The sequence below is a fragment of the Desulfosarcina variabilis str. Montpellier genome, from assembly GCF_048565275.1.
Taxonomy (GTDB): domain Bacteria; phylum Desulfobacterota; class Desulfobacteria; order Desulfobacterales; family Desulfosarcinaceae; genus Desulfosarcina; species Desulfosarcina variabilis.
In genome coordinates this window covers 1,413,541-1,438,324 of record NZ_CP159846.1, presented here as the reverse complement: position 1 = coordinate 1,438,324, position 24,784 = coordinate 1,413,541, and the positions used below count along the sequence as shown (strand labels likewise).

The 24,784-nt window shown below is 53.8% G+C and carries 24 protein-coding genes; 13 read left to right on the top strand and 11 right to left on the bottom strand.

Going from position 1 to position 24,784, the window contains the following annotated elements; all coding sequences use genetic code 11:
* Positions 1 to 10 precede the first annotated feature (10 nt).
* The 8 genes from Dvar_RS06315 (at position 11) to Dvar_RS06280 (ending at position 8,290) form a co-directional block, all read left to right on the top strand.
* On the top strand, positions 11 to 1,837 hold the full coding sequence (locus tag Dvar_RS06315; protein WP_419660857.1) for a radical SAM protein: 1,827 nt from the start codon (positions 11 to 13) through the stop codon (positions 1,835 to 1,837).
* Between the two features lie 16 nt (positions 1,838 to 1,853).
* The gene (locus tag Dvar_RS06310) at positions 1,854 to 2,561 is read left to right on the top strand and encodes a GTP-binding protein (protein WP_419660856.1); all 708 of its coding nucleotides are present in this window, start codon (positions 1,854 to 1,856) and stop codon (positions 2,559 to 2,561) included.
* Positions 2,555 to 3,382 (top strand): ATP-binding cassette domain-containing protein, encoded by an 828-nt coding sequence (locus Dvar_RS06305; protein ID WP_419660855.1) that lies wholly within the window; start codon positions 2,555 to 2,557, stop codon positions 3,380 to 3,382. The genes Dvar_RS06310 and Dvar_RS06305 overlap by 7 nt, the downstream gene beginning before the upstream one ends.
* Complete coding sequence (locus tag Dvar_RS06300) at positions 3,325 to 4,410, top strand: ABC transporter substrate-binding protein (RefSeq protein ID WP_419660854.1); 1,086 nt, start codon at positions 3,325 to 3,327, stop codon at positions 4,408 to 4,410. Before Dvar_RS06305 ends, Dvar_RS06300 begins: the two co-directional genes overlap by 58 nt.
* Positions 4,411 to 4,418: 8 nt before the next feature.
* Positions 4,419 to 5,420 (top strand): FecCD family ABC transporter permease, encoded by a 1,002-nt coding sequence (locus Dvar_RS06295; protein WP_419660853.1) that lies wholly within the window; start codon positions 4,419 to 4,421, stop codon positions 5,418 to 5,420.
* 67 nt (positions 5,421 to 5,487) lie between these two features.
* Entirely contained in the window at positions 5,488 to 6,714 is a 1,227-nt protein-coding gene (locus tag Dvar_RS06290) for an ABC transporter substrate-binding protein (protein ID WP_419660852.1), read from the top strand.
* Positions 6,711 to 7,553, top strand: a complete 843-nt coding sequence (locus tag Dvar_RS06285) for an ABC transporter ATP-binding protein (protein WP_419660851.1) — start codon at positions 6,711 to 6,713, stop codon at positions 7,551 to 7,553. The genes Dvar_RS06290 and Dvar_RS06285 overlap by 4 nt, the downstream gene beginning before the upstream one ends.
* A 38-nt stretch (positions 7,554 to 7,591) precedes the next feature.
* Positions 7,592 to 8,290, top strand: a complete 699-nt coding sequence (locus tag Dvar_RS06280) for an energy transducer TonB (RefSeq protein ID WP_419660850.1) — start codon at positions 7,592 to 7,594, stop codon at positions 8,288 to 8,290.
* A 60-nt stretch (positions 8,291 to 8,350) separates the two neighbouring features.
* On the opposite strand, the gene Dvar_RS06275 is transcribed toward Dvar_RS06280, so the two are convergent.
* Positions 8,351 to 8,692, bottom strand: coding sequence for a recombinase family protein (locus Dvar_RS06275; protein ID WP_419660849.1), 342 nt, complete (start codon positions 8,690 to 8,692; stop codon positions 8,351 to 8,353).
* Positions 8,693 to 8,826: 134 nt separating this feature from the next.
* Here Dvar_RS06275 and Dvar_RS06270 point away from each other — a divergent pair, with 134 nt between their 5' ends.
* The gene (locus Dvar_RS06270) at positions 8,827 to 9,777 is read left to right on the top strand and encodes an ATP-binding protein (protein WP_419660848.1); all 951 of its coding nucleotides are present in this window, start codon (positions 8,827 to 8,829) and stop codon (positions 9,775 to 9,777) included.
* A 454-nt stretch (positions 9,778 to 10,231) separates the two neighbouring features.
* Here the strand turns inward: Dvar_RS06270 and Dvar_RS06265 are convergent, their stop codons facing one another.
* The 6 genes from Dvar_RS06265 to Dvar_RS06240 form a co-directional block, all read right to left on the bottom strand.
* On the bottom strand, positions 10,232 to 11,209 hold the full coding sequence (locus Dvar_RS06265) for a uroporphyrinogen decarboxylase family protein (protein WP_419660847.1): 978 nt from the start codon (positions 11,207 to 11,209) through the stop codon (positions 10,232 to 10,234).
* Positions 11,210 to 11,229: 20 nt separating this feature from the next.
* A complete protein-coding gene (locus tag Dvar_RS06260; protein WP_419660846.1) occupies positions 11,230 to 11,865 on the bottom strand; it encodes a corrinoid protein in 636 nt (211 codons plus the stop codon).
* Between the two features lie 29 nt (positions 11,866 to 11,894).
* Positions 11,895 to 12,698, bottom strand: coding sequence for a methyltetrahydrofolate cobalamin methyltransferase (locus tag Dvar_RS06255; protein WP_419660845.1), 804 nt, complete (start codon positions 12,696 to 12,698; stop codon positions 11,895 to 11,897).
* Between the two features lie 82 nt (positions 12,699 to 12,780).
* Entirely contained in the window at positions 12,781 to 14,142 is a 1,362-nt protein-coding gene (locus Dvar_RS06250; RefSeq protein WP_419660844.1) for an MFS transporter, read from the bottom strand.
* Between the two features lie 354 nt (positions 14,143 to 14,496).
* Positions 14,497 to 15,729: a cation:proton antiporter gene (locus tag Dvar_RS06245; RefSeq protein ID WP_419660843.1), complete on the bottom strand. Its 1,233-nt coding sequence runs from the start codon at positions 15,727 to 15,729 to the stop codon at positions 14,497 to 14,499.
* 182 nt (positions 15,730 to 15,911) lie between these two features.
* Positions 15,912 to 16,214: a hypothetical protein gene (locus tag Dvar_RS06240; protein ID WP_419660842.1), complete on the bottom strand. Its 303-nt coding sequence runs from the start codon at positions 16,212 to 16,214 to the stop codon at positions 15,912 to 15,914.
* Positions 16,215 to 16,464: 250 nt separating this feature from the next.
* On the opposite strand from Dvar_RS06240, the gene Dvar_RS06235 reads away from it, so the two are divergent.
* Positions 16,465 to 16,974, top strand: coding sequence for an HPP family protein (locus Dvar_RS06235; protein WP_419660841.1), 510 nt, complete (start codon positions 16,465 to 16,467; stop codon positions 16,972 to 16,974).
* Positions 16,975 to 17,134: 160 nt separating this feature from the next.
* On the opposite strand, the gene Dvar_RS06230 is transcribed toward Dvar_RS06235, so the two are convergent.
* On the bottom strand, positions 17,135 to 17,341 hold the full coding sequence (locus tag Dvar_RS06230; protein ID WP_419660840.1) for a TOBE domain-containing protein: 207 nt from the start codon (positions 17,339 to 17,341) through the stop codon (positions 17,135 to 17,137).
* A 382-nt stretch (positions 17,342 to 17,723) separates the two neighbouring features.
* Here Dvar_RS06230 and Dvar_RS06225 point away from each other — a divergent pair, with 382 nt between their 5' ends.
* The 3 genes from Dvar_RS06225 to Dvar_RS06215 are packed head-to-tail and all read left to right on the top strand — an operon-like array spanning position 17,724 to position 20,637.
* The gene (locus tag Dvar_RS06225) at positions 17,724 to 18,950 is read left to right on the top strand and encodes an ABC transporter substrate-binding protein (protein ID WP_419660839.1); all 1,227 of its coding nucleotides are present in this window, start codon (positions 17,724 to 17,726) and stop codon (positions 18,948 to 18,950) included.
* On the top strand, positions 18,947 to 19,633 hold the full coding sequence (locus tag Dvar_RS06220) for a GTP-binding protein (RefSeq protein ID WP_419660838.1): 687 nt from the start codon (positions 18,947 to 18,949) through the stop codon (positions 19,631 to 19,633). The genes Dvar_RS06225 and Dvar_RS06220 overlap by 4 nt, the downstream gene beginning before the upstream one ends.
* Positions 19,630 to 20,637, top strand: coding sequence for an ATP-binding cassette domain-containing protein (locus Dvar_RS06215; RefSeq protein ID WP_419660837.1), 1,008 nt, complete (start codon positions 19,630 to 19,632; stop codon positions 20,635 to 20,637). Before Dvar_RS06220 ends, Dvar_RS06215 begins: the two co-directional genes overlap by 4 nt.
* A 290-nt stretch (positions 20,638 to 20,927) precedes the next feature.
* On the opposite strand, the gene Dvar_RS06210 is transcribed toward Dvar_RS06215, so the two are convergent.
* From Dvar_RS06210 to Dvar_RS06200, 3 genes are all read right to left on the bottom strand, one after another.
* Positions 20,928 to 21,788 (bottom strand): outer membrane beta-barrel protein, encoded by an 861-nt coding sequence (locus Dvar_RS06210; RefSeq protein ID WP_419660836.1) that lies wholly within the window; start codon positions 21,786 to 21,788, stop codon positions 20,928 to 20,930.
* Positions 21,789 to 22,107: 319 nt separating this feature from the next.
* On the bottom strand, positions 22,108 to 22,725 hold the full coding sequence (locus tag Dvar_RS06205) for an HD domain-containing protein (protein WP_419660835.1): 618 nt from the start codon (positions 22,723 to 22,725) through the stop codon (positions 22,108 to 22,110).
* Between the two features lie 334 nt (positions 22,726 to 23,059).
* Positions 23,060 to 24,379 (bottom strand): outer membrane beta-barrel protein, encoded by a 1,320-nt coding sequence (locus Dvar_RS06200; RefSeq protein WP_419660834.1) that lies wholly within the window; start codon positions 24,377 to 24,379, stop codon positions 23,060 to 23,062.
* Positions 24,380 to 24,784 lie beyond the last annotated feature (405 nt).

The window sequence follows — 24,784 nt, the reverse complement described above, 5'->3', positions numbered from 1 at the left end:
AAGGGAAATCATGACTAACGAAAACTGCACCATCTGTGAACGACGCTGCCGATTGGATCAGGGGCGGCCAGGCGCCTGCGGGCTTTATGAATTAAAGCAGGGCAATATTGTGGAACGCTACCCGGATCAATTTCTGGTGGCCTGCCCGATCTCCATCGAAACTATGCCTATCCTGCATTTTCATCCAGGGGCAAAATTTCTCCAGATCACCACCACCGGCTGCAATTTCAACTGCCCGGGCTGCATTTCAACGGTTCTCGTGCGTGAAATCACCCCGGACAGCCGCGCCCTCAAACGCCTTACCGCCGAGCAGGTGATTACCATGGCCGAGGAAACCGGATGCCAAGGCATCGTTTTTTTGATGAACGACCCCCTGGCCGCTTTTTTCCGATTCCTGCGCATTGCCGAGCTGGCCCGCGCAAGGGGACTGAAAGTCGGCTGTTCTTCCAATGCCTACTTCACCCCGGAGTCTTTGACCCAACTGATGCCATTTCTGGATTTTATCAACATCGGCATGAAGGGCTTTACCGACGCAGCCTACCAGGCCTGCGGGGTCCAGGGCATTCATCCGGTGCTCAGAAACCTGGCTGCCTTGCACAAGGCCGGTGTGCACGTCGAGATATCCTGTATTCTCACCCGGGATAACGAGGCCGAACTTTTAGACTTAGCGGGGCATATCCGCTCCCTGTCACCTTGCATTCCCTTGCAGGTCATGCGTTTTCTGCCCTTTGAAGCAGCGGCAATCGATGCGGAACCGACCATCCGGGCCGCCGAAGCCTTTTGCCGGCGCCTTCAGAAAATTCTCCATTACGTTTATCTGTTCAACACGCCGGGCAGCGACCTGCTCCACACCCGCTGTTCCAAGTGCGGCCATGTGGTCCTTTACCGCGAATTCTACGGCCCCATGGGGGCCAAGCTAAAACTGCCCGAAGACGGACTGCCCGACGACAACAGCTGTCCTGCCTGCCCCCACTATCTGCCCATTGTCGGTTCGCTGGCTCCCAAGGGGTACCAGGAAGGAGATTTCGAAGGCGGCTACCCCCTCACCCGGGCCATGGAAATGGTCGAGGCCATGCTCATCGCCATGGGGGTTACGCAGACCGGTGTGGTGGTACGCGCCTGGGAAAATCTACTCGCCGAGGGCGGATTAAACAGCCTGCACCAGATTATTCAGCATCCCCGATCCTACATCCAAGCCATCCGGGAGCTGGGACGCGAGGCGGATGCCGGCGACCGGGCCGAAGACCTGGCCGGTTATCTGGAGGATCGATTGGCGCGCCTGGCAGCCGATCTGACCATGGCGGGGCGACGGCCGCGGGTCTACTATGCCATGGGCAAGCCCTTGTTTTATATCAACGGCGGACGCATGGAGAACCAACTGGTGGAAGTGGCCGGCGGAGTCAGCCTCAACAAAGCACTGCCACCGGGTGGCCGGCCCGGCCGCAACATTACCGCCGGTGCACTCAACGCACTGAATCCCGAAATCATTTTCATCTCCGCCTTTCTCTCCAACTCGGTGGATGACTTTATCGATGAATGCCACCGCCTGGGCGTCACCGCCGATGCGGTTAAAAACCGCCGGGTCTATGTTCATCCGGCGGCTGGCTGGGATTTTGGCAGCCCGCGCTGGATCCTCGGGCTGATGTACATGGCCAGTGTCTTCCACCCGGGCCATTGCCGGTTCGATGTTATGGCCGAGGCCCGCAACTTTTACCGACGTTTTTATCATCTTGATTTTTCTGCCCGGCAGGTCAACCGCTCGTTTGCCAAGCCGGCGGCCAACTGGCACTGGCAGGAAAAGGAAAACGCCACCAAGGCATTGGCATTTTCGCTTTAATAAGGAGTCAACGGTTTTGTCCCTACGTTTTGTCATTGTTGCCGGTCCGCCATCCTCCGGGAAGACATCGGCCATGCTGCATAGCATCAAACACCTCAAGAAGGACGGGATACGGGTGGCGGCCTGCAAGATCGATTGCCTGGAGACCACGGACGACCAGCGCTACGCCCGTCTTGACGTACCGGTGGCCGTCGGGCTCAGCGACTATTTGTGCCCGGACCATTTCTATGCCGTCAACCTGGAGGAGGTCTGGGATTGGGCCAAAGGGCAACAGGCCGGGGTGGTGATTCTGGAAACGGCCGGACTCTGCCACCGCTGCGCCCCGGCTGTACAGGGCTGTCTGACCATCTGTGCCATCGACAATCTGGTAGGCCTGGAGACCCCGAGAAAAATCGGCCCCATGCTGAGCACGGCGGACATTGTGGCCATCACCAAGGGCGACATGGTGTCCCAGGCCGAAAAAGAGGTGTTTCGCGATGCCGTGGAAACGGTCAATCCGGCGGCCCGGGTGATTCATGTCAACGGACTGACCGGCCAGGGCACCCTGACCCTCAAGCGGGCCATCCTCGCCACCCGGCCGATTGAGAAGATAAGCGGCAGGGCCCTGAGATATTCCATGCCGGCCGCTACATGCTCTTATTGTGCGGGCGAAACCATCGTGGGGGAATCGTTTCAAATGGGTAACATCAAAAAAATCGAATTCGGGGAACCTGAAGCATGCTGAAAAAAATAACCATCATAGGCGGCCTGGACAAAGACGGCCACACGGAGTCGATCCAACGCCTGGAAATTTTTCCCGGCCAGGTACTGGCCGTGGCGGGACCGACCGGATCGGGTAAGACCCAGCTGATCGCCGACATCGAGCAGTACCGGGAAGGTGATTCCCCCACCGGCAGGCGCGTGTTGATCGAGGGAGACCTGTCCACCGGCAGTTCTCACCACTTGGTAGCTGAAGTCTCTCAGAAGATGAACTTCATCATCGACACGACGGTCGAGGCATTTTTATACCGGCACGCCAAAGTCCGGGCCATCAAGAATCCCGAAACCGTAATCGGCACGGTGCTGGCGGTGGCCAACCAGTTGGCCGGCGAACCCGTATCCCTTGACGACAACCTGACAACGCTCAGCGGCGGACAGGCGCGGGCCCTGATGGTCGGTGACGTGGCCCTGATCAGTCGCGCGCCGGTGGTGCTGGTCGATGAAATCGAAAATGCCGGCATCGATCGCCTCAGCGCCATGGCGATCCTCTCGGCGCACGGCAAAATCGTTCTGGTGGTCACCCATGATCCGACCCTGATGCTGATGGCCGGACGCCGGGTGATCATGAAAAATGGAGGCATGCACAAGCTTTATCGCAACACCCCTTTGGAAAACACCATGATGGAAAAACTGGCCGTCATGGAAAGAGACATGTCGCGTCTGCGGGAAACATTGCGCAGCGGCCGGCAGATTATAGACAACCATTCCAAGAAGGAGACAAAAGACGCATGGCAAGCATTCTTCTCCACTGCCCGCTCAATATCAGCCGGTCTCTCGGTCAATTGATGGTGACAAAGCGATTGTTTTTTGTTCTTCTCCTGTTGACCGTCGGTTGCAGTTCCGCAGAGGCCCGCCAGATCACCGACATGGCCGGGCGCAAAGTTACCGTTCCGGATGTGATCAACAAAGTTTACGGCACCTCACCACCCGCCACGCTGATGGTCTATGCCATGGACCCGGGCCTGGTGGCAGGGCTCAACATGCCTGTCACCCCCGCCGATACGCCCTACCTGGACCCGCGCTTTGTGGCCCAGCCCGTGATCGGCGGCTGGTTCGGCCAGGGACGCACGACCAACCTGGAAACCCTTCTGGCCCTTGAACCGGACATTATTCTGGTCTGGTGGTGGACGTTCTCGGCCATGGACGAGAAAATGGCCCAGGCCCTGGAGCCAATGGGGATTCCAGTCGTTTACATGGCCCTGGATCAGTTGACCGACTATCCCAGGGCCTTCGCATTTCTGGGCGACCTCTTCCACCGTGAAGACCGGGCCCGCAGCCTTGGCCGGTATGCCCAAACGGTTCTTGACGATGCCGAGCGGGTGCGGGCCGGCATCCCTGAAAAATCACGGGTATCGGTCTACTATGCTGAGGATGCGAGTGGGTTGAGCACCGAGTGCAACGCCTCGATTCACGCCCAACTGATTCAATTGAGCGGGGGTAAGAATGTTCATCGCTGCGTTCAGCGCACCCGCATGGGCAAACAAAAAGTGTCCATGGAACAGGTCCTGGGCTATGATCCCCAGGTGATCGTTTCTCATGAGAAGGCTTTTTTCGCGCACATGGCAGGTGACCCGAAGTGGCAGAACATCCGTGCCGTACAAAACGGCCGTGTTTACCGGATCCCCACCCGCCCCTTCAACTGGTTCGACCGTCCGCCCTCCTTCATGCGCCTGTTGGGCCTCAAGTGGACCATGCACACGCTCTACCCGCAAGCTTACCCCATCGATCTGGCCGCCGAGACCCGATCCTTTTTCCAGCTTTTTCTCAATGTGCAATTGGATGACGCCGCGCTTAAGGATTTGCTGAAGCCATGAAGCGCTCCATGGTTATACCGATCCTCACGGCAGTTGCCGGTCTGACGGCCCTGGTGTCGCTTACTCTGGGACGCTACCCGGTGGAACTGGCCGATCTGGCCGGCTTTATCGGATTGCCCTTTTCCCCTGCCCCGGACCTGTCGGCACGCGAGGGGCAAATCCTCAAAAACATTCTCGTCGACATCCGGCTGCCGCGAATCACGGCAGCCATGCTGATCGGCGCGGGGCTATCGGTTTCCGGCGCGGTCTTTCAATCCATGTTCATCAATCCCCTGGTGTCGCCGGGGCTGTTGGGGGTGCTGGCCGGTGCCTCCTTCGGGGCGGCCGTGGGCATGATCCTGGCCACCAGTTGGTGGGCGGTCCAGGCCAGTGCATTCACCTTCGGCATGATCGCCGTAATGGCGGCCCTGGGGCTGTCTGCCCTCAATCGGGGAGATCGGCTGCTGATGCTGATCCTGGGCGGCATTATCAGCGGCGCACTGTTCACCTCGCTGCTGTCGGTCGTCAAATACCTGGCCGATCCCTACGAGCAACTGCCCGCCATTGTCTACTGGCTCATGGGCGGCCTCTCGGCCGTGGACCGGGCAACGGTTCTTTTCACCTGCGGCCCCATGGTCGGCGGCGTCCTCATCCTGATATTACTGGCAGGCTATCTCAACGTGCTCAGCATGGGCGATGAAGAGGCCCGCGCCCTGGGGGTCAACGTGCGTTTACTGCGCTTTATATTCATTTTCCTGGCCACCGTGATCAGTGCCCTGACCGTGGTTCTGGGCGGTATGATCGGCTGGGTGGGTCTTCTGATTCCTCACATCGCCCGGATGATTGTCGGACCGGACAACCGTATCCTTCTGCCGGCCACGGCCCTGATCGGTGCCATCTATCTACTGCTGGCCGACAACATCGCCCGTCTGCTGTTCAGTGTTGAAATTCCCATCGGCATCCTCACCTCCCTGGTGGGCATTCCTTTTTTCGCTTTTGTGCTGCGCAGAACCAAGAAAGGATGGAACTGATCATGAAAAGTCAATGCATCAAAATCAGAATCCGACCCCTTAAACGGTCAACCGCAGGAGGAAAAAAATGAGTTTATCTATCCATCCCGATATGCGAATCGATCGTCTGCTTGAACAGTTTCCCAACACCCGGACCGTTTTCGAGGCCCATGGGCTGGGCCGGCTGGTCACGGAAGTCAGCCTGGGTGCGGTCGGCCCGTTTCTCACCCTGCAGACCGCCCTGGTCAGCCACGGTGTGGCTGCAGATCCATTTGTTCAGCTCCTGAATGATTTCTGCCGGAAGGAAAGCCCCCTAAACGCCGGAAGCTGGCCCCGTGCCCGGCATCAGGGAACAATCAATCTGCTCACTCTGCTGCCATCCAGCCTCAAGGTGTCCTTCGCCAGGGCCCTGGCCGGCTATATTAAAAAGTCCAATGGGCGCTGCAGGCGGCCGGTCAACTACACTGTGGAAAGCAACCTGAATCACGAGATCTCTTATACCCCTTATGTCAACCACATTGACCACATCGATGCACTGCCCGACATCATTGTGTCTGCGGACTTCAATCCGTTTTTCCACCATCGGTTCTACCGGCGCTTCATCCAGCCCGGACATTTTGTCGACCCCATGGAGAAAAACCCCAACGCGCTGTATACCGGGGCCGGCATCAGCGATCCCCGGCGGCACTATTCGATCATCGGTGTCAATCCACTGGTTATCGTGGCCGACCTGAAAGCTGCCGGAAGTCGTCCCCTGCCCGGTTGCTGGGCGGATCTGCTCGATCCCCAGTGGCAAAACAGCATCATTCTTAAAGGCAATCCGCATTTCTTCTGCCACGCCGTCCTGTTGCCGATTTTCAAGGACCACGGCATCGCGGGCATGCGCGCGCTGGCCGCCAACGTGGTTGACGGCCGCCATCCCGCACAGATGGTCAAAACCGCCGGCACCGGCCATTCGGCGGCCCTTTACGTGATGCCGGACGGCTTCGCCCGCAAGATACCGGCCCGCCGGGCCGTGCGGATCATCTGGCCGGCCGACGGAGCCATCGCCAGCCCGATCACCCTCTTGGTCAAAAAGGAGAAAGCCGCCCGTCTCAAGCCGATCACCCGCTGTCTGACCGGCAAGCCAATGGCTAAAGTTCTCGCTGGTTCCTATTTTCCCGCCGCCCACCCCGGTGCCCCCAATCGTCTGCCGGTGGGCGCCGGTCTGAAATGGCTGGGCTGGGACTACATCCGCGCCAATGACCTGGAAGCCGCCAATAATGAGATCGACCGAATCTTTTTGCCGGCCGTTTATCAAAGGAGAAGCCGATGAGCCTGATCACCGTCAATCAAGTCACTTACGGCTACACGCACCGCCCGGTATTGAACGACATCTCATTGTCCTTTGCGCCGGGAGAAATCGTATCTTTGTTGGGCCCCAACGGCAGCGGCAAGACCACCTTGCTCAAAGTTTTGCTGGGTCTTTTCGCACCGCAGAAAGGCGAGGTAAGACTGGAAGACCGTCCGGTGGCGACCATCGCCCCAAAACAATTAGCCAGGCGCATCGCCTATGTACCGCAGGTCCATCGCGCCTCCTTTGGCTACCGCGTGTTGGATGTTGTCCTGATGGGACGCATGCCCCATAAACCGTTTTTCTTCCGCTATGGCAAAGACGATGAAACCATCGCGATGCAGGCCCTGGAACGGCTCTCCATCGGCCATCTCAAGGAGCGGGCGTACACGGCGGTCAGCGGCGGAGAGCGGCAACTGGCGCTGATCGCCCGTGCCCTGGTTCAGGGAGCGGATATCTTTATCATGGATGAACCAGTGGGTGGCCTGGACTACGGCAACCAGATCCGGCTTTTAGGCCGCATCGCCGATTTGGCCCGGGACGGGTACACCTTTATCAAAACCACCCACTTCCCGGATCATGCGCTGTGGATCTCCGATCGCGTGGTCATGCTCAAAAACGGACGCGTTGTCGCCGACGGCAACACCAGCGAGGTTGTTTCTCGTACCAACCTTTACCGCCTCTATAACACCCAGGTGGATGTACGCAGTCTGGATGGCGGCTATCGGATCTGTGTTCCCGAAGCGTTGAGGCAATCCCGCAGCGCGGGTTCCCCTCCATCGGGAGGGGCGGTTGTCGGGCTTACGCGGGTCGCCGGGTAACCGATTTGCTCTAAAAATATCCATGGAGGAAAATGAAGGTGGGCCGCTTAGACACAGAATACGTTGTGGGAAGTGGTGGCAGACGGATTTTTTCATGGCTTGCCAGTGGCGCTGCGGCGCTGGGGATGACGATAATACTTTTCTGTGTGATCCCCGGGCTGCTCCACTTGGAGACACCGTCTCCCCGTTCATCGCCACCAGCGGCCCAGATCAATGTAATCCGCATGCGACGGCCGGATATACCGGTGACACGCAATTCCCCCCCACCGCCGCCGGCGACCCCTAAAAAACCAAAGCTCCTGCCGGATGCGGCACCCCTGCAGATGCCCCAAACCAACCTGAATCTGCCCTTTGAAATCAATCCGAAATTGAGCGGTGGTCCGGCAACCCTGGCCATGCCGCCCATGGCGTCGATCGACCACGGCAATTTCCGGTTGCCGGATGTGTTCAATGTCAGTGATCTGGATAGGCCCCTGATCACCCTGTCGCGTATTCCACCGGTCTATCCCATGCAGGCCAAGCGAATGGGCGTAGAGGGGTGGGTCAAGGTTCGTTTCGTGGTCACGGACCGGGGTACGGTGGAACGTGTGACCATCGTCGATGCCTGCCCGCCCGAGGTATTCGACCGCAGTGTTACCCAGTGCGTTTCCGGCTGGCGCTTCAAACCCGGCACGGTGGAGGGCATGCCGGTCAACACCTGGGCGGAAACGACGGTTACGTTTCATCTTAAATCGTAACCGTGATTGGTGGTCGGTGGTGGGTGGTCGGTTAGCCGAAATCATCGCCGTTTTTCCACGTCAATCCTGGTAGCTATCAAAGCCAGGGTAATCGCAGGCATTTTTTTCCATCCTGTCATCAGAAGCGTGTGGTGAAGTTCGGACTAGGTGCTTGAAATCGCAGCCGAGACGATCAAACGTCCTCACGACAGGAACCTCTCCCGACCTCAACGCTTTCAGACAACTGGCCAGTCCGGAGGGGTCATCCTTTTTGCCTAAAGCGCTGTCATTATATATGTGTTCATACCTTACACCGGATTTGGCAAGGGCGTCATGCCGAAGGTCTAAAAGCTGGGATCCGTCTGGTTTGGATCTTCTGGCGTATCCGACTATGCCAATATTAATAATATGTAGATTAAACAAATTTTATTTTGTCAAAATTAGTTTTGACAAATGTCAACTTGACATAGATTGTTTTGCCTTCTGTGTTTCAATCCTTTATCGATAACAATTGGGGCGATGGTTGCAAAGTATGCTTAATCCTGTGCGGATCGTATATGGGCTTTATGGAAAAGGAGGTATTGGGAGAAAAAAGTCCATTGTTTGGTCGCCGGGCAGGACAGATATTTCTAAAACCGTTTTCTTATCTTGAGGCGGCCGAGTTTCATCCAACTTGGTCTGCGACAGACAAAGCTAAAGTTTTTTCTATTTGTGGCGGTGTTCCCTACTATCTTAATTTTTTTTCCCAGACGGCCTCAATCGATATAAATATCAGGAATAATTTTCTGAATGAATTTTCCGCGCTGGCCAGAGAACCGGAATTTCTTTTGCGCGAAGAATTAAAAGAGCTGAAAAAATATTTCGGTATTTTGACGACCCTTTCCACCGGGGCTGTAACCAATCGGGAAATGTCAAAACTCACCGGTATCGATGAAAGGGCTTTGACCTATTATCTGAACACCCTCATAGAACTTGGCTACATCATCAAGCACTATCCTTTAACAGGCTCCAAGCCAAATCCAAAGCAGGTTCGTTATAGACTCCACGACCCGCTTTTACGCTTCTGGTTCCGCTTTATCTACCCCAATGGATCGGCCATTTATCAAATGGAGGAAAAGAGTGCTTTTTTAAACCTGATCAAGCCCCATTTGGATTCCTACTTCGGCGCAGGATATGAAACGCTGTGCAGAGAGGCGCTTAGCCATCTATATCAACGGGAAGGCCTGACCTGTGCGTATGAAATCGGAGAATATTGGGGAAAAGATGTTCAAATAGACATCGTCGGTTACCGGCAGGATGGCATCATCGATATTTGTGAGTGTAAATGGGGGAAAGTATCCTCTATCCCCCAGCTGCTCAAAGAACTGAGGGCTAAAATATCCTGTTATCCAAACAGGGACAACAAAACAGTTCATGACCGATTATTTCTGCATTCAGAAAGGAAAATACCCTCGAATCATTCTGTTCAAACCCATTTCCTTTCCGACCTGTACGCTCTCGGTTCTTAACATCTTCCCATAAACTAAGGGCTCGCGCAAAAATAACTTCACATTTTCAGCGTCCATCCATCCCGCTCAGCGGCGTTGCGAAAACACGGAATATGCCTGATATTCCTTTGTCTTCGCGCCTTGCTGAGCGGGCGCCTGAACACTGACAATTTGTGAATTTATTTTTGCGCGAACCCTAACAAGCACTGTGCCGCAAGCCCTGGCCCACGTGCACTGGACGAAACGCAAACGCCTCACCACTGAATGTGGTGAGGCGTTGTCAGGGGTGGTCGACCACAGGGGTCAAGCCGGGACATGGCGGTTGGCTGTTAGAGCCTGTTTGATAAATCCGTCTAAGGCCCGCTACCGGCGTTGGAAAGTGTCTCAAAATGCTCACATATTTACGTATATGCTCCGCTTTCGAGACACTTCCCGTCTTGTTATCGGGCCTGATCCAGCCTTCTCAAACAGGCTCTTAGAACATCTTTTTGCTCATTTCGTCGATCGCTTCGCTGGCGCAATCATAGACACCAGGGAAGGAACTGATCCCTAGCCCCTGGGTCAAGCAGGGAATGAAGTAGTGTTTACCACAGGTCGTACAGGCTTTTTCCACGGCTTCATAAATGGCTTCCTTGCTCCAGTTGGAAACATCCAGGGGGCCGCTGTCCAGTTCTCCCATAAAGGAAATCTGTTCGCCATATTGCTTGACCAATTCCGGGGTGTTGTTGGTGGTCATGACGCCCTGCCAGACGTCGATACCCATGTCGATCATGTCGGGCACCAAGGTGGCGGCATAGGAGTCGCTGTGGTGCACGATCAGTTCGATACCGTTGTCCTTCCAGAATTTGTAGGCGCGCTTGTATGGCTCAAGATAGAACTCCTTGAACATGTCCGGCGAGAGAAAAGTGGAAATCTGTCCGCCCCAATCGTCATGGTGAAACAACGCGTCCGGCCGGATGCGTTCGATGATCTGCTCGGCATAGCGGATCTCATAGTCGGTGAGGCATTCGATCAGCTCGTGCATGCATTCCGGCTCTTCGTACAGGCCCATCATGGCGTCTTCCATGCCCATCAGGTTGTGGGTCATTTCAAAAGTTCCGGAAGCGTAGAATACAGCGACGAACTTATCCTCGCGGTCTACGGCGTTGGCATGCTCGACGGCCGGAGCCCACGCTTCGTCAGAGAATTCCACGGTGGGCACCTTGATGATCTCTTTCCATTTGGTGATGTCCTTGAGCGCCCGATGTTCGTCATCGTGAACGGGGAAAGGGCCCAGTTGATCCTCGGGCCAATCGTAGGTGATGCCCCATTCGTTGAGGATGGTTTTCCCTTTTACCGGCCGGATGCGTTTGGGGGCCTCGAGGATGATTTCCATAAATTCGTATTGTTTGACGAACCGGTCGGGGTTCCCGCCGTTGATCGTTTCCAGAAGATTTTGTCTTTTTGTCAGCATGTTATCCACCTCCTTTCGGGTTAGGCCGCGTTTACCAAATCCTTGGCGATGACCGCCGCGCTGCCGGCGTCCGGGGCGTAACCATCCGCACCGATTTCATCGGCGAATGCTTCTGTCACCGGCGCGCCGCCGACAATGACCTTGAAGCCGTTCAGTCCACAGGACTTCAGGGTGGCCACGGTATCTTTCAGGGCCGGCATCGTCGTTGTAAGCAAACCGGAGCAGGCCACCAGGGTGACATTTTCGTTGGCTTTGATGGCATCGATGAACTTTTCCGCCGGAACGTCAACGCCCAGGTCCACCATGGTGAAACCGGCACTTTCGACCATCATGGCCACCAGATTTTTACCGATATCGTGCAGATCGCCTTTTACCGTTCCAATGACGCAGGTGCCCAGGCTGGTAGAAGAACTCCCGGCCATATGGGGTTTGAGCACATCCACCCCCTTTGACATGGCTTTGGCGGCCATCAGCATTTCGGGAACGAAAATTTCGCCTGACGAGAACCGATCACCCACCACGCCCATGCCCTCGACCATGGCTTGAAGGATGTCGCCTGCCGGGTTCCCCTCATCCAGTGCGTCTTGAACCAACCCGGGAACCAGCTTGGTCTTCCCCTTTTCGACGTTTGCTTTAACTTCTTCGATTTTAGCCATTATTGGACCTCCTTTTGATGTTTGAAAATTTATTTCACCGGGCCATAAAGGCCCTCGCGATAACCGTTGATGTATTCCATGCAATACTCGTCCATGCCCATCAGCGCTTCGGTGGCGTAAATCAACCCCATCATGTGTTTGTGCAGGGGGTTGATGATGGCGCTATCCATGCCGGCGCCCATGGCCAGAACCAGAAATGCCTGGTTGACGAATTTGCGGGCCGGCAGGTTGAAGGAGATGTTGCTGGCCCCGCCGGTCACGTGGATATCGGGGTATTGGGCCTTGATCTCCCGGATCACGGCCAGCACGGTGTTGATGCCGTCCTCGGCGGTGCAAAGCATTTCGACCAGTGGGTCGATGTGCAACCGGGACGGTGCAATGTTGTATTCCTCGGCCTTTACCATGATATCCGCAAAAACCTTCAGGCGCTGCTCGCCGCTTTTGGGGATGCCTGTATCGTCGCACAGTAGTGCGGCGCACTCCCATTTTGTGTCGGCGATGGCGGGGAACACCAATTCGATTTTGTTGCCTTCCATGGAAACCGAGTTCACCAGGCCTGGCTTGTTGCACAGCTTGATCGCTTCCGCACAGATTTCGGCGTTGGGGCTGTCCACGGCGATGGGCGTATCCGTGGCGCCCTGGACAATGTCGATCAGCCAGGCCATGGTTTCCATTTCCACCGATACATCCGTCGAGGCGCACACGTCGATGAAGCTGGCCCCGGCATCGGTCTGGGATTTGGCGAGATTTTTAATGAATTCCGTATCCCGCTTCTGGATGGCCTCGGCCACCGACGGAATGGCGCCGTTGATTTTTTCTCCGATAATGATCATGATGGCATCTCCTGTCGTTAATCGTAAAAATCTTGTGTGTTAGTCCGAACTTTTGCCGTCGTTCTTATAAATTGGTTGCCTTTTACCTGCGTGCGGCAAGTTCTTCCTGAATCGCTTTTTGCTTTTCCGGCGTGAGCCGATACAAAAAGACGATAATGATCAACCCCGCTCCGATGAACAGCGCCGGAACCAGGGCGATTCCGTTTTTGATCCCCTGGATCAGTTCGGGGGTGGCTTGCATGTCCGCCACATATCCAGCCGAAACCAGGATGCTGGTGATAATGACGCTTCTGACGAAAATGGCGGTCTTGATGGGGAAACTGATCAGGGACATGATAAATCCCCGAGCGTTTTTACCGGTCTTCCATTCGCCGTAATCGACGGTTGCCGAATACATGGCAACGCCAAGGGCGTCGGGCATGCCATAGCCCAGATAGGCAACGAACATGACGATCATGAAGGAAGTGGCGTTCATCGGCAGGATCCAGACCAGAAGCAGGCCGATGATGAATATGCTCAGTGAAAGGATATACGTGTTACGCTCTCCGAATTTTTTTGCCAGAGGAGCCGTGGCCATGGCACCGAAGAAGCAAACGACGTTCAACCCGGTAAAGAAGATCGAGATGGCACCCAGGTTGTCGATCACATATTTGAAGTAATAAAAGGCCAGCCCGAAAATGATAAAGCGACCCAGGTAGCGCCCCAATTCCGCAAGCATCAGGCCGATCAGGGGAGGATTGACGATAATTTGCTTGAGCATTTCGCCAATGGGCATTTTGTCTTTTTTATCGGTCGCGGCCTGGGCATTGGGATGGTAGGCATAGTCCTTGGTGAGAGCAAAAAGGGTCCAGTAGCAAAGGGCCATGAAAATGCCCGTCGCCACAACGGTCAGGGTGCATCCCATGGCCTGATTCCCGTTTCCCAGGAGCTGAATCGTTTTGGCACCGATAATGGAAAAGGTGATTGCGCCCAGGGCATTGAACATCCCCCGGTTGGACGCCATGGAGATGCGTTCCTCACGGATGGTGGTCATGGAGTTATTCATGGCGATGTGGGCGGCATAGAAAATGTTCCAAACCAGGTGGGATACGATGAAGCCGATCGAAATTAAAATGGCATTGGTAGTGGGATCGCCGATTTTGGCAAACTGCAGGGTAAAAAAAAGCGCGGCCAGAGGCGGCCCGATGAGCAGCCAGGATCGGTATCGGCCCCACTGCATACTGCTTTTTTCCAGAATCACACCGGCGACGGGCACCCAGATAATATCGAAGATACTGGTTACCATGAGAATGGTTCCAGCCATGGCCACCGGGATTTTTGCATAATCGGTCAGAAACGCGGCGAAAAAAAATATCTCCATGCTGACCAACAGATTAAATCCGAACGACGGTAGTCCGTAGAGATTGATGACCGTCTTTTTCAGATGTTTCTGCTTCTCTTCCATTTTAACTTACCCCTTTCCCTGTTCTCCGCCACCCGTGCGTTGGGTTGCGTTTTAGCGAATAAAAACAATTAACTTGTGAAAACGACGGATGCGCCGGGTTATCGATGCCGACAAGGCAAAATTTCTCGAAATGCATGGTTTTCGACTTTTTCCCGAAGGACACGCACTTCGTATCACTTAACGTGGCGCAAACACGTCGACGGTGGACAAACGTCCAACAACGACAAGCGACCTGTTGAGCAACGCCTGTGCCAATCGTTTGAAGATGTAATTAAGGCTTTTATTCTAATATGTTATAAATTTATACGATGGTGTGGGAAAAGGGACGCGATTACTTTATATCGTAATATTGCGCTAATTCATAAATTTGTTGATTATCGGTTTGATGGTGGTGCCCTGGACCAGGATGGAAAAGAGAACGGTGATGTAGGTGAAGGTCAGGATGATGGGCCGTTGCGGCGACGGCGGAATGGAAAGTGCCAGGGCCACGGAAATGCCACCGCGCAGGCCGCCCCAGGTCAGGATGCGTACCACGCCAGGCGAAAAGGTTCTGAACCGGCTGAGCAGGGTGATAGGAATACCGATGGATATAAAGCGCGCAGCCAGCACCATGGGAATAATCATCAGACTCAGCAGCAGAACGTGCCAGGTAAAGGTGATGATCAGGATCTCCAGGCCGATAAGCACGAATAGAACGGCATTGAGGATTTCGTCGAGCAGTTCCCAGAAAGTATCCAGTTGATGGCGCGTCTGACTGGACATGGCGAACAAGCGGCCATGGTTGCCGATGAGCAGACCGGCAACAACAATGGCGATGGGCCCGGAAAAATGCAATCTGTCGGCCAGGGTGTAGCCTCCGGTCACAAGGGCCAGGGAGATTAGGATTTCTACCTGGTAGTTGTCCACGCTTTTGAGCATGCGAAAGGCCAGATAGCCGACTCCGAATCCCAGACCGGCGCCGCCGATAACCTCCTGAAGCAGCAGACTGCCGATATGGCCGGCGCTCGGTGCGTGCGTGCCGGTGGCTACTTCCAGGACCACCAGGAAAAGAACGACACCGATACCGTCGTTGAACAGAGATTCCCCAGCAATTTTTATTTCCAGGCTTTTGGGCGCACCGGTGGTTTTGAGAATACTGAGAACCGCGATGGGGTCGGTGGGCGAAATCAGGGCACCGAAAAGCAGGCAGTGGATAAAAGAGAACTCAAGCCCGAAGGCTTTCAGTCCATACCAGGCAAAGGCACCCACCAGCAGGGCGGACATTAGCGTACCAAAGGTGGCCAGGATAGCGATACTCCATTTGCGTGACAAGAGGTCATCCAGATTGATATGCAACGCGCCGGCAAAAAGGAGAAAACTGAGCATCCCCTGCAAAAGGGTTTTATCAAAATCAATGCCATCCACCATCACCTGGGCCTGCTGCCGCAGATGGAATCCGGACGCGTCCAGCAGGATCAGCAACAGGGAAACCGCCATGGCGATAAACATCACACCGATGGTAGTCGGCAGACCGATAAAGCGGTGGTTGAGATAACTGAATAAAGCTGTCAGCGAAATCAGCAGGGCGAAAATGTCGATAAGTTCCATGGCCTGCCCTTCGTTCTTCAGAGCCCATAACATTGTGGAACCAATAGTGCCGAAGTCTGTCTTTTATCGTATTTAAGATAATGTTTTTGGCAAGGCCAGAGGGAGGAATCTGTATAATCAATACCGCGACGACCGATAACGCCGCCCAAAAACATTATCTTGAGTGCTATAGCTGTAACCTATCATGACCGCAGGGCCGTATCAAGCAATTGGCCGCCCAGGTCTTTTATCAAATCCTGGTACACGATGAAGAAAAACGTCTGCTTGCCGACCTGAACCTTCAGGCAAACCTGCCCCGTCAGGCCATCGACCGGTACCTCGATATCCTTGCCGATCACACGGATGAATCCCGCCTTAAGCAACCTGATCGTCGCCCGCCAGCGCCTGGAACGATATGACGAGGCACTGGCGCATTTGGACCGTTTTGCCGCAAATACCCGGTCTGCCGACCTGTTGATGTTCAAAGCCGAATCAGTATCCGTCATTGCCATTACCGTCTTTTGTTCACTCCGCTAAATCTCATTGACATGATTCAAATAACTGAGTAGAGTTCAGTCGTTTAATTGATTTTTATTTTTCAACATTCAATTCATATTGATAACCGCAGAGTCCGACGCTGATGAACCTGTAAAGGAGGCAGACCTGTACAGGTTCGTCAGCAGGTCCTAAAACGACGACCCAACAAAGGAGGGCATCTTTATATAAAAATTCATCATTAGCTAAAGGGGGGAAGCTATGACTTTATGTGCCAGAGACATTATGGTTCGGGAGATCGACACCATCGATCCGAACGCGTCTGTTGAGGATGCGATTTATAAAATCTCGAATGGCGTGGTAAGGGACACCGGGTACAAAACGGTCAGCCTGATGGTGGTGGACGGCATGCAACGGCTGTGCGGTGTGGTGACCATGTTTGACCTGCTCTATCACCTACGGCCCGATTATCTGAATTTCGGGATCGACAGCCGACAGTTGAAATGGGAGGGGCAATTAGATCTATTGATCGGCAACGTTCGGGGAAAACGGGTTCACCAGATTATGACCTGCAACGTGGTCAGTGTATCAGCAGATGATCACATCATGGTGTTGCTGGATCGGATGGTAAAAAAGAAGTATCGCCGCCTACCGGTGCTGGACTGTGGCAAACTTGTCGGTGTGGTCTACCTGTCCGATGTCTACCACCACCTGCTTGTATGTCATACTGAACACAGGCTCATGCCCAGGATGGCTGGAGCCTGCCATTAGCACCGAATACGGTTCTCCAGAGAACGATAGCTAACATCTGTTTTCAAAATGATAGCATAATTTGACTGGTCAACGGGCCAGTGTTATGTGGTAAAAAAAATAACCAGTCACTCGAGGCCCATCCAACCGTACCCTGCTCGGGTGACTGGTATCAGGGGAATTATGCGTTGATCAATACGTTGGTTGCCTTGATTACGATCTCGACTTCCTTGCCGACGGCAAGGCCCAATCTGTCGGTCGAGTTGGTAGTAATTACGGAAACGACGTCGACGCCATTGGCGACCTCGACAGTGATTTCCGCCATGACTTGGCCTTTCTTCACGTCTTTGATCTTACCTTTGAGAGTGTTTCTTGCGCTAAGGGCCATAATACACCTCCTAGATTGGTAAAATAGGATTTGAAATGGAAATTGGTGGGACTATAAAAATAACTATATCGGCTATCGGAAATAAGGCAAGAAAAAAACTGTTTTTATAATTTTTTCAAACGATTAAAATTCCAAACAAACATATCGACTTTTATTCACGTCATTTTTATGCATTGGTTACAAAAACGAAAGTAATACTTTCACATTTTTGTTGTTTAATTCCATTGCGGCCTTTTCTTTTTTCGATCTAACTATAAAATCCCCATAAATATCCACAGATTGCAAATCGCTTCAAGATTGGCATTCATATTGCTGTGTATTAAAAAAGAAAGAGAAGTTGTGATGAAGGCCCCGATTATTCGCATCTGTTTATGAGGTATGTATGCCCCCTAAAATTCAACTCGATATGCGCCTGAGCCGACTCATCGAGGCCTATCCGCAGACCCGCTCGGTATTCGCGGCCCATGGCCTGGGCAAACTGGTGGATGAGGAAAACCTTCCCTTGATCGGTCCTTTTCTCACCCTGGAAACCGCCCTGTTAGGTCACGGTGTGGCGCCCGAGAATTTTCTCAATCTGCTTTACGAATCCGAGCAGCAGGAGACCGTACTGGACGCGCCCAGCGAGCTCAATGCCAATGAGACCGACCCAACCCATCTACTGGCCCTGATGACCTGCGGGCTGAAGGTCCCCTTTGCCAGGGCCCTGGCCGCGTTCATCAACGATCTGCAAAACCAGCATGGTGAGCAGGTCAACTACTCGGTGGTGAGCAACCTCAATCACGAGCACTCCTACTACCCGTATGTGAACCATGTCAAAACCGTTGCCGACCTGCCCGATATCATTGTCTCGGCCGATTTCAATGCCTTTTACTATCATAACTTCTACGATCGGTTTATCCGGCCGGGCCATTTTGTTGACGTCATGCAAAAGGCACCCAACCGGCTGTTCGCCGATGCGGGAATCGCCGATCCCATGCACGAGTACACGATCCTGTGCGTCAACCCGCTGGTCATCGTGGCCGATCTGGAAAAGGTCGGCGACCGCCCGCTGCCAAGACGCTGGGCCGACCTGCTCGATCCGGTCTGGAGGCGTGACATCACCCTGCGCGGCAATGAGAACTTTTTCTGTCATGCCGTGCTGCTGCCCATTTACAAGGAACACGGCAATGCGGGGATCGAGGCCCTGGCCCGCAACGTCTATGACGGCCGCCATCCGGCCCAGATGGTCAAGTCCGCCGGCAGCGGCCGGTCGGCGGCCCTGTACGTGATTCCCGATTTCTTCGCCCATAAGATTCCGGATGGAAAAAACGTGCAGCGGATCTGGCCCGAGGACGGCGCCCTGGCCAGCCCGGTGACCCTGCTGGTCAAAAAACAGCGCGCTGCGGCGCTCAAGCCGATCACCGACTATCTGACCGGCCAGGAACTGGCCCGGATTTTCGTGGACGCGCTGTTCCCGTCGCCTTATCCTGCCATAGAAAACCGGATACCCGATGGTGCTACCTTGAAGTGGATCGGCTGGGATTATATTCGCGCCAATGATCTGGAGGCGGCCAACGCCGCCATCGATAAAATTTTCCTGCCGGCCGTCAGACGAAGCGGGGCGGTATGAAGCTGGTCACGGTTGCCGGCCCCCCCTCTTCGGGCAAGACCTCGGTGATTTTGCGGGCCGCCGAGGGCCTGTGCACGGCCGGCATCAACATCGGCGTGGTCAAATTCGACTGCCTGTCCGGCGATGACGAAAAGCGCTACCAGCAGGCCGGCATTCCGGTTAAAACCGGATTGGCCGGCGCCTTGTGTCCGGATCACTTTTTCATCACCAATATCGACGCCTGCGTCCAGTGGGGGAGAAAAAACGGCCTGGATCTTCTGATCAGCGAAAGCGCCGGCCTGTGCAACCGCTGTTCGCCGCATATCCGCAAGGTTCTGGCTGTTTGTGTGGTGGACAACCTTTCCGGGGTCAACACGCCACGCAAGATCGGCCCCATGCTCAAAACCGCCGATGTGGTGGTAGTCACCAAGGGCGACATCGTCTCCCAGGCAGAGCGCGAAGTCTTTGCCTTCCGGGTCAAACAGGTCAACCCCAAGGCCGCCGTATTGCCGGTCAACGGCTTGACCGGTCAGGGCAGTCTGCTTGTTCAGCGCCACCTGGAAGCAGCCCGCGATGTGGATACCCTGCAGGACGCCCGGCTGCGATTCTCCATGCCCTCAGCCCTGTGCTCCTATTGTCTGGGCGAAACCCGCATCGGGCCGGACTGCCAGGTGGGCAACCTCAAGATGATGGATCTGTCATGAAAGGCCCTGCCCTGCTCAATTGGTCCGTGGCCCGCCTTTTGACCGAGCACCCCTATGCCGCTGATTTTTTCTCCGCCTGCAACATGCCGGAGATGGATAAAGACCAGACGATTGCGGATAGTTTGCGGACGCTGTCACCGGACCACCTGGAGGCGCTTGGCCTCGATCAAACCACCCTGGTCGACCGATTTCTGGCGTTTATCGACCAGATGCGGCAATTGCAAACGAAGCTGGACACCGCCATCCGGCAGGTGACGATCATCGGCGGCCATGACAAGGACGGAAATCCCGAAGACGCACAGGTGAACCTGATGGCCGGCGAGGTCATCGCCGTGGTGGGACCCACGGGGGCCGGTAAAAGCCTGCTGCTGTCCGATATCGAATGCCTCGCCCAGGGCGATACCCCTTCGGGCCGCCGGATTCTGATCAACGGGCAGACGCCGGATGAAACCCAGCGCCTTTCCGGTGAGCATCGCCTGGTGGCCCAGCTCTCCCAGAACATGAATTTTGTCATGGATCTGTCGGTGCATGATTTTCTGATGCTGCACGCCGAAAGCCGCCTGGTGGAAGACGTGGACGAGGTGGTGCGCCAGATCCTGTCGACCGCCGTGAGCCTGGCCGGCGAGCCTTTTGACGGCCACACACCGATCACCGCGTTGTCGGGCGGTCAGTCCCGGGCGCTGATGATCGCCGATGTGGCCTGCCTTTCCGCTTCACCCATCGTGCTGATCGACGAAATCGAAAACGCCGGGGTCGATCGCCGCCAGGCCCTGAACCTGCTAGTCAAAAAAGAGAAGATCGTTCTCATGGCCACCCACGATCCCCTGCTGGCCCTGTCGGGCAGTCGGCGTCTGATCATTCACAACGGGGGCATCGCTGCAATGCTTGCAACCACGGAAGAAGAAAAAACCGTCCTTGACCAGCTCGACCGGTTGGATGCCCGGCTGGCCCATCTGCGTCACCAGATCCGGATGGGGGAGCGGATCGTTGCCATTGGTGAATGATGTTTAAAGCAGGATTTAACCTTGCGTTTGCAAACCCTGCCAAATGTTGTGATAGACGGGATTATGTAAAATCGTAAAGAATTGGACGCGGAAGCAAATACGTACAGGGCAACAATCCATGTACCAAACGGGTCCGCTATTCCCAGTTATCCTGCATCTTCAATTGTTTCCGAAATAACATCGAGCCAGAATCGGCAAATCCATTCGAGACCCCAATGATTCGGAAACTATACCGCAGAAAAGAAAAAATGAGATGGGAAATTATTGAAAAAGAAACATTGGAAAAGGCACTAATTACGATTCCGATACCGATCGATATGCTTTTGTTTCTCATCTTGGTCCGTCTCGGCCCGTTGTGACTTCTCCTTTCGGGTTTCCTCTCTACGGGCCTGCCGAGCCCTGGAATTGCCTTGGGCGATCGGCTCGCGATTCTCATAGCGACGAACATGTTCTTTTCTCTTTTCTGTGTGCCCACGCTGCCGTGACCTTGGGTGATGGAGCGGCTCATAGTGAGGTGGATAGTAATGACGGTGCCGACTATAAAAGTAGTCGGAATCATCGGAAGATCTCTTTTCTGGCCCCGGTGTCAGGTTGAACGCAACCCCGATGGTAAAGACAGAGCTTTCAAAATCATTGGGATCGCTGAACATGATTTCCGGTATGGCGGGAATGAAATGGCGGGCGTACTTGGCCGTAATGACCAACCGTTCATTGACCTCAAACTTGACGCCTGCCGTCAGACTGGGGGCAAAAACGGTTTCGTCTTCAATGGTGCCGGCAACATTATCGCTGAACGCATAGAAGTAAGCTCCGAGGCCACCTCCCAGAAAGGGCCTGATTTTTGATCGAGGGAAAAAATTGTAGAACAGATCCATGTGCAGGGGCGTGATACTGATTTTCGTATCGAACCCCTCATCGGCCGGATGGTGACTGTGTTCCGAATAGTGCCCCAGCCCCAGACGGATCTCGAGTCCCATGGCGCTTTCATAGCCCAAGAAACCATCGATGAAAAAATCTTCGGCAAAGGTCTCTGTCACCAAATCGTCATGGGGTTTGAGCATACCTAAATCCACACCCAAATGAACGCCTTCGGCGGCTAAAACCATTGGGGAATGCAAAAGCACAGCCAGACACAATACGATTATTCTCATTTTGCCTCCTCTTCAAACCTGGAGAAACCGTCAGGGGCCAATCCGTAGATCGGCTGACGCACGCTCCACGACATCGAACTTCCGTATTGGAAACGACATCCAATGAATGTTCTCAAGAGAGCAAAATGGATACCATCATCGCCGTAAGGTCTGATCCATCTGCCTAACCATCAGTATTTTCTTTTAAATTCTAACCTCCTCTCTTAAAAAATGCATCCCCTTCTGCACAAGTCCCGAGGTATCCAAGCAAACAGAAAGTTACAGAAAGTTCACATTTTAGGTGTCGTAGCTGTCGGTATATATTGATCACCGACATCAATTATAATCCGTAATCAAGTTCTCGTTTTTTTATCTCATCAATGGCGGTGGCACGGCCGCTGGGCGTTAGAAACCAGCGATCAATGCTTTTCACGAGATAGCCGAAATGACCCCTGGGCAAAAAATCAAATCGCTCAATGTCGATACCAAAGCCCACCTTTGAATATCGCCACAGTTTGTCGGCATCCTTGACCACGGCGTCTTCAGGCGATCTGGCCCCGTAGGTGGTGTCATGGCCATCGATGATGGATGTGATTTTATGGATTCGCGTTTCTGAACAATCCAGCGTCGTCAGAATGCCTTCCGCAATGACAACCCCTTCGATTTCATGCTTTCGCCTGAGCGTTTCATCGCGCATTCCGGGTTTGAAAGCTTTCAGTTGATCCGGTTCCGGGATGGCCGACCACCCGACATCATGCAAAATAATGGCGGGCAAGATAATCTCCGGCGCACCGGGCTCATGCCTTAACAGCAGGCCTGCATATTGGTAAACGATGAAGGTGTGGATCAGATTTTGCCTGGTTTCCAGATAAGGGATCGCCGCCTTGAAGATGTCTTGATAGGCAGGGTCGATCTTCGAGAAATGAAAGGTTCCGTCTATAAAATTTTTCTCTACCATAATTGTTGTTTTTTAGCGTCGGTAAAACAAGTAGTCAACTCAAGAAGTTTTTTTTACAGGTCAATCGCCTTTGGATTGATTTTTGTTTCTTCGCGTGCATGGCCCGCTCTTAGAGCCTGCTTTGGAAGTCTGGATCAGGCCCGATAACAAGGCGGAAAGTTGCTCAAAAGCGGAGCATATATGTAATATGTGAGCATTTTGAGACACTTTCCAACGCCGTTAGCGGGCCTTAGACGGATTTACAAAGCAGGCTCTTACATCCGGCATCGGATCACTGCGTGATTGCCCGGGGGATGACAGCCCGACACCGTGAGATCGTTGATGGAAAAAGCCCCTAATTACGGTTCAGATACCGTTCGATATGTTTCGTTTTCTCATCTTGACCCGGTTCAGCCGGTTGCGGCGCCTCCCTCCGCGTTTCCTCTTCACGGGTCCGCTGCCCCCCGGAATTCACGTCTTGCCCGATCGGCTTGCGATCCTTGTAGCGACGAATATGTTCCTTTCTCTTTTCTATATACTCATGCAGTTGCTCCGGTGTGGGTTGGGGAGGCTCATGGTGGGGTGGATGGTGATGATAGCCGTCGTAAAAGTAGTCGGGACCATAAGGTTGCCCCAGATAGTAGAAATAGCCATAGCGACACCTCAACCCCCAGGGAGAATCGGAACAGTGCTGTCTCAGGTAATAGATATGTTCCACAATCGGGCTTCCATCATAGGCGATCAATTCCCATTTTTCATTCAAGGCATCCAATTCGTCTTCCAATTCCGCAATCTCCTTTTCAACCGCGGACAGCTTTTGTTGTAATTCGGTCAGTCGGTCCAACGATGGAGTGGACGAATCGTCGGATCCGGCTTGATTGTCCTGATCTTTTGAAAGCGCATCGATATCGGTCTCGATTTGCTGTTTTTCTGCTTCCTTGTTTTCAAGTGCCCTTTCTGCCTGTTCGATTCTAACCAACAGATACTCCTGGGCTTGAGTGTATCGATAGGACCTGGAGGAACTCGTGCCCACGGGCGATGCAGCCCGTTTGGAAGGGTGCTTTTGATGTACTGGTGTCAGGTTGAATGCAAACCCGATGGTAAAAACCGAACTTTCAAAATCATTGGTGTCGCTGAACATGATCTCCGGTATGGCGGGGATGAAATGGCGGGCGTACTTGACCGTGACAACAAAGCGTTCATGAATCTCAAAATTGACGCCGGCCGCCAGACTGGGGGCAAAAACGGTTTCATCTTCAATGGTACCGGCAAAATTATCACTGAACTTATAAAAATAAGCCCCAACCCCACCCCCAAGAAATGGTCTGATCTTTGATCGGTGAAAAAAATTGTAAATCAGATCCACATGCAGGGGCGTGATGCTGATTTTCGTATCGAACCCTTCATCGTCCGGGTGATGACTGTATTCTGAATAGTGGCCCAATCCCAGACGTATTTCGAGCCCCATCGCACTTTCATATCCCAAGAATCCATCAATGTAAAAATCATCGGAAAAAGTCTCTGCCACCAAGTCGTCATGGGGTTTGAGCATGCCCAAATCCATGCCCAAATGAATGCCTTCGCCAGCGAAAACCATTGAGGCATATAAAAGGACAACCAGACATACAACGGTTATTTTCATAATGCCTACCGCAATGCCCCCCTTCGGTTTCATGCTTTCTCCTTAGCGTTTCAGGGTGCAGGTAAAAAATAATTACACCAGATTGCGTCGGATTGGTGTTCGCCTGCAAGGCGCATCCGCCGGTGCATATCTGGAATCTGTGCCGACGGATGGAACGCCGTAGACGGGCGCAAGGACAAGCAAGATGGGGTAATTATTTTTTTCCTGCGCCCTCATCCCGCGTTCCCGGTTTGAAGGCTTTCAGTTGATGATGAAAGCTGTCGTCGATAACATTTGTCTCTATCATAATGGTTGCTTTTAGCGTCGGAAACACAAATAGTCAATTTACCCGGCAAATATATCATTCCTCCATATTTTTTCCACATTCGGAAGGTATCTATACCCCTTCGGGATAACTATAAAATCCCGGAACATCAAAAATGTTGATCAAAAGGAGAT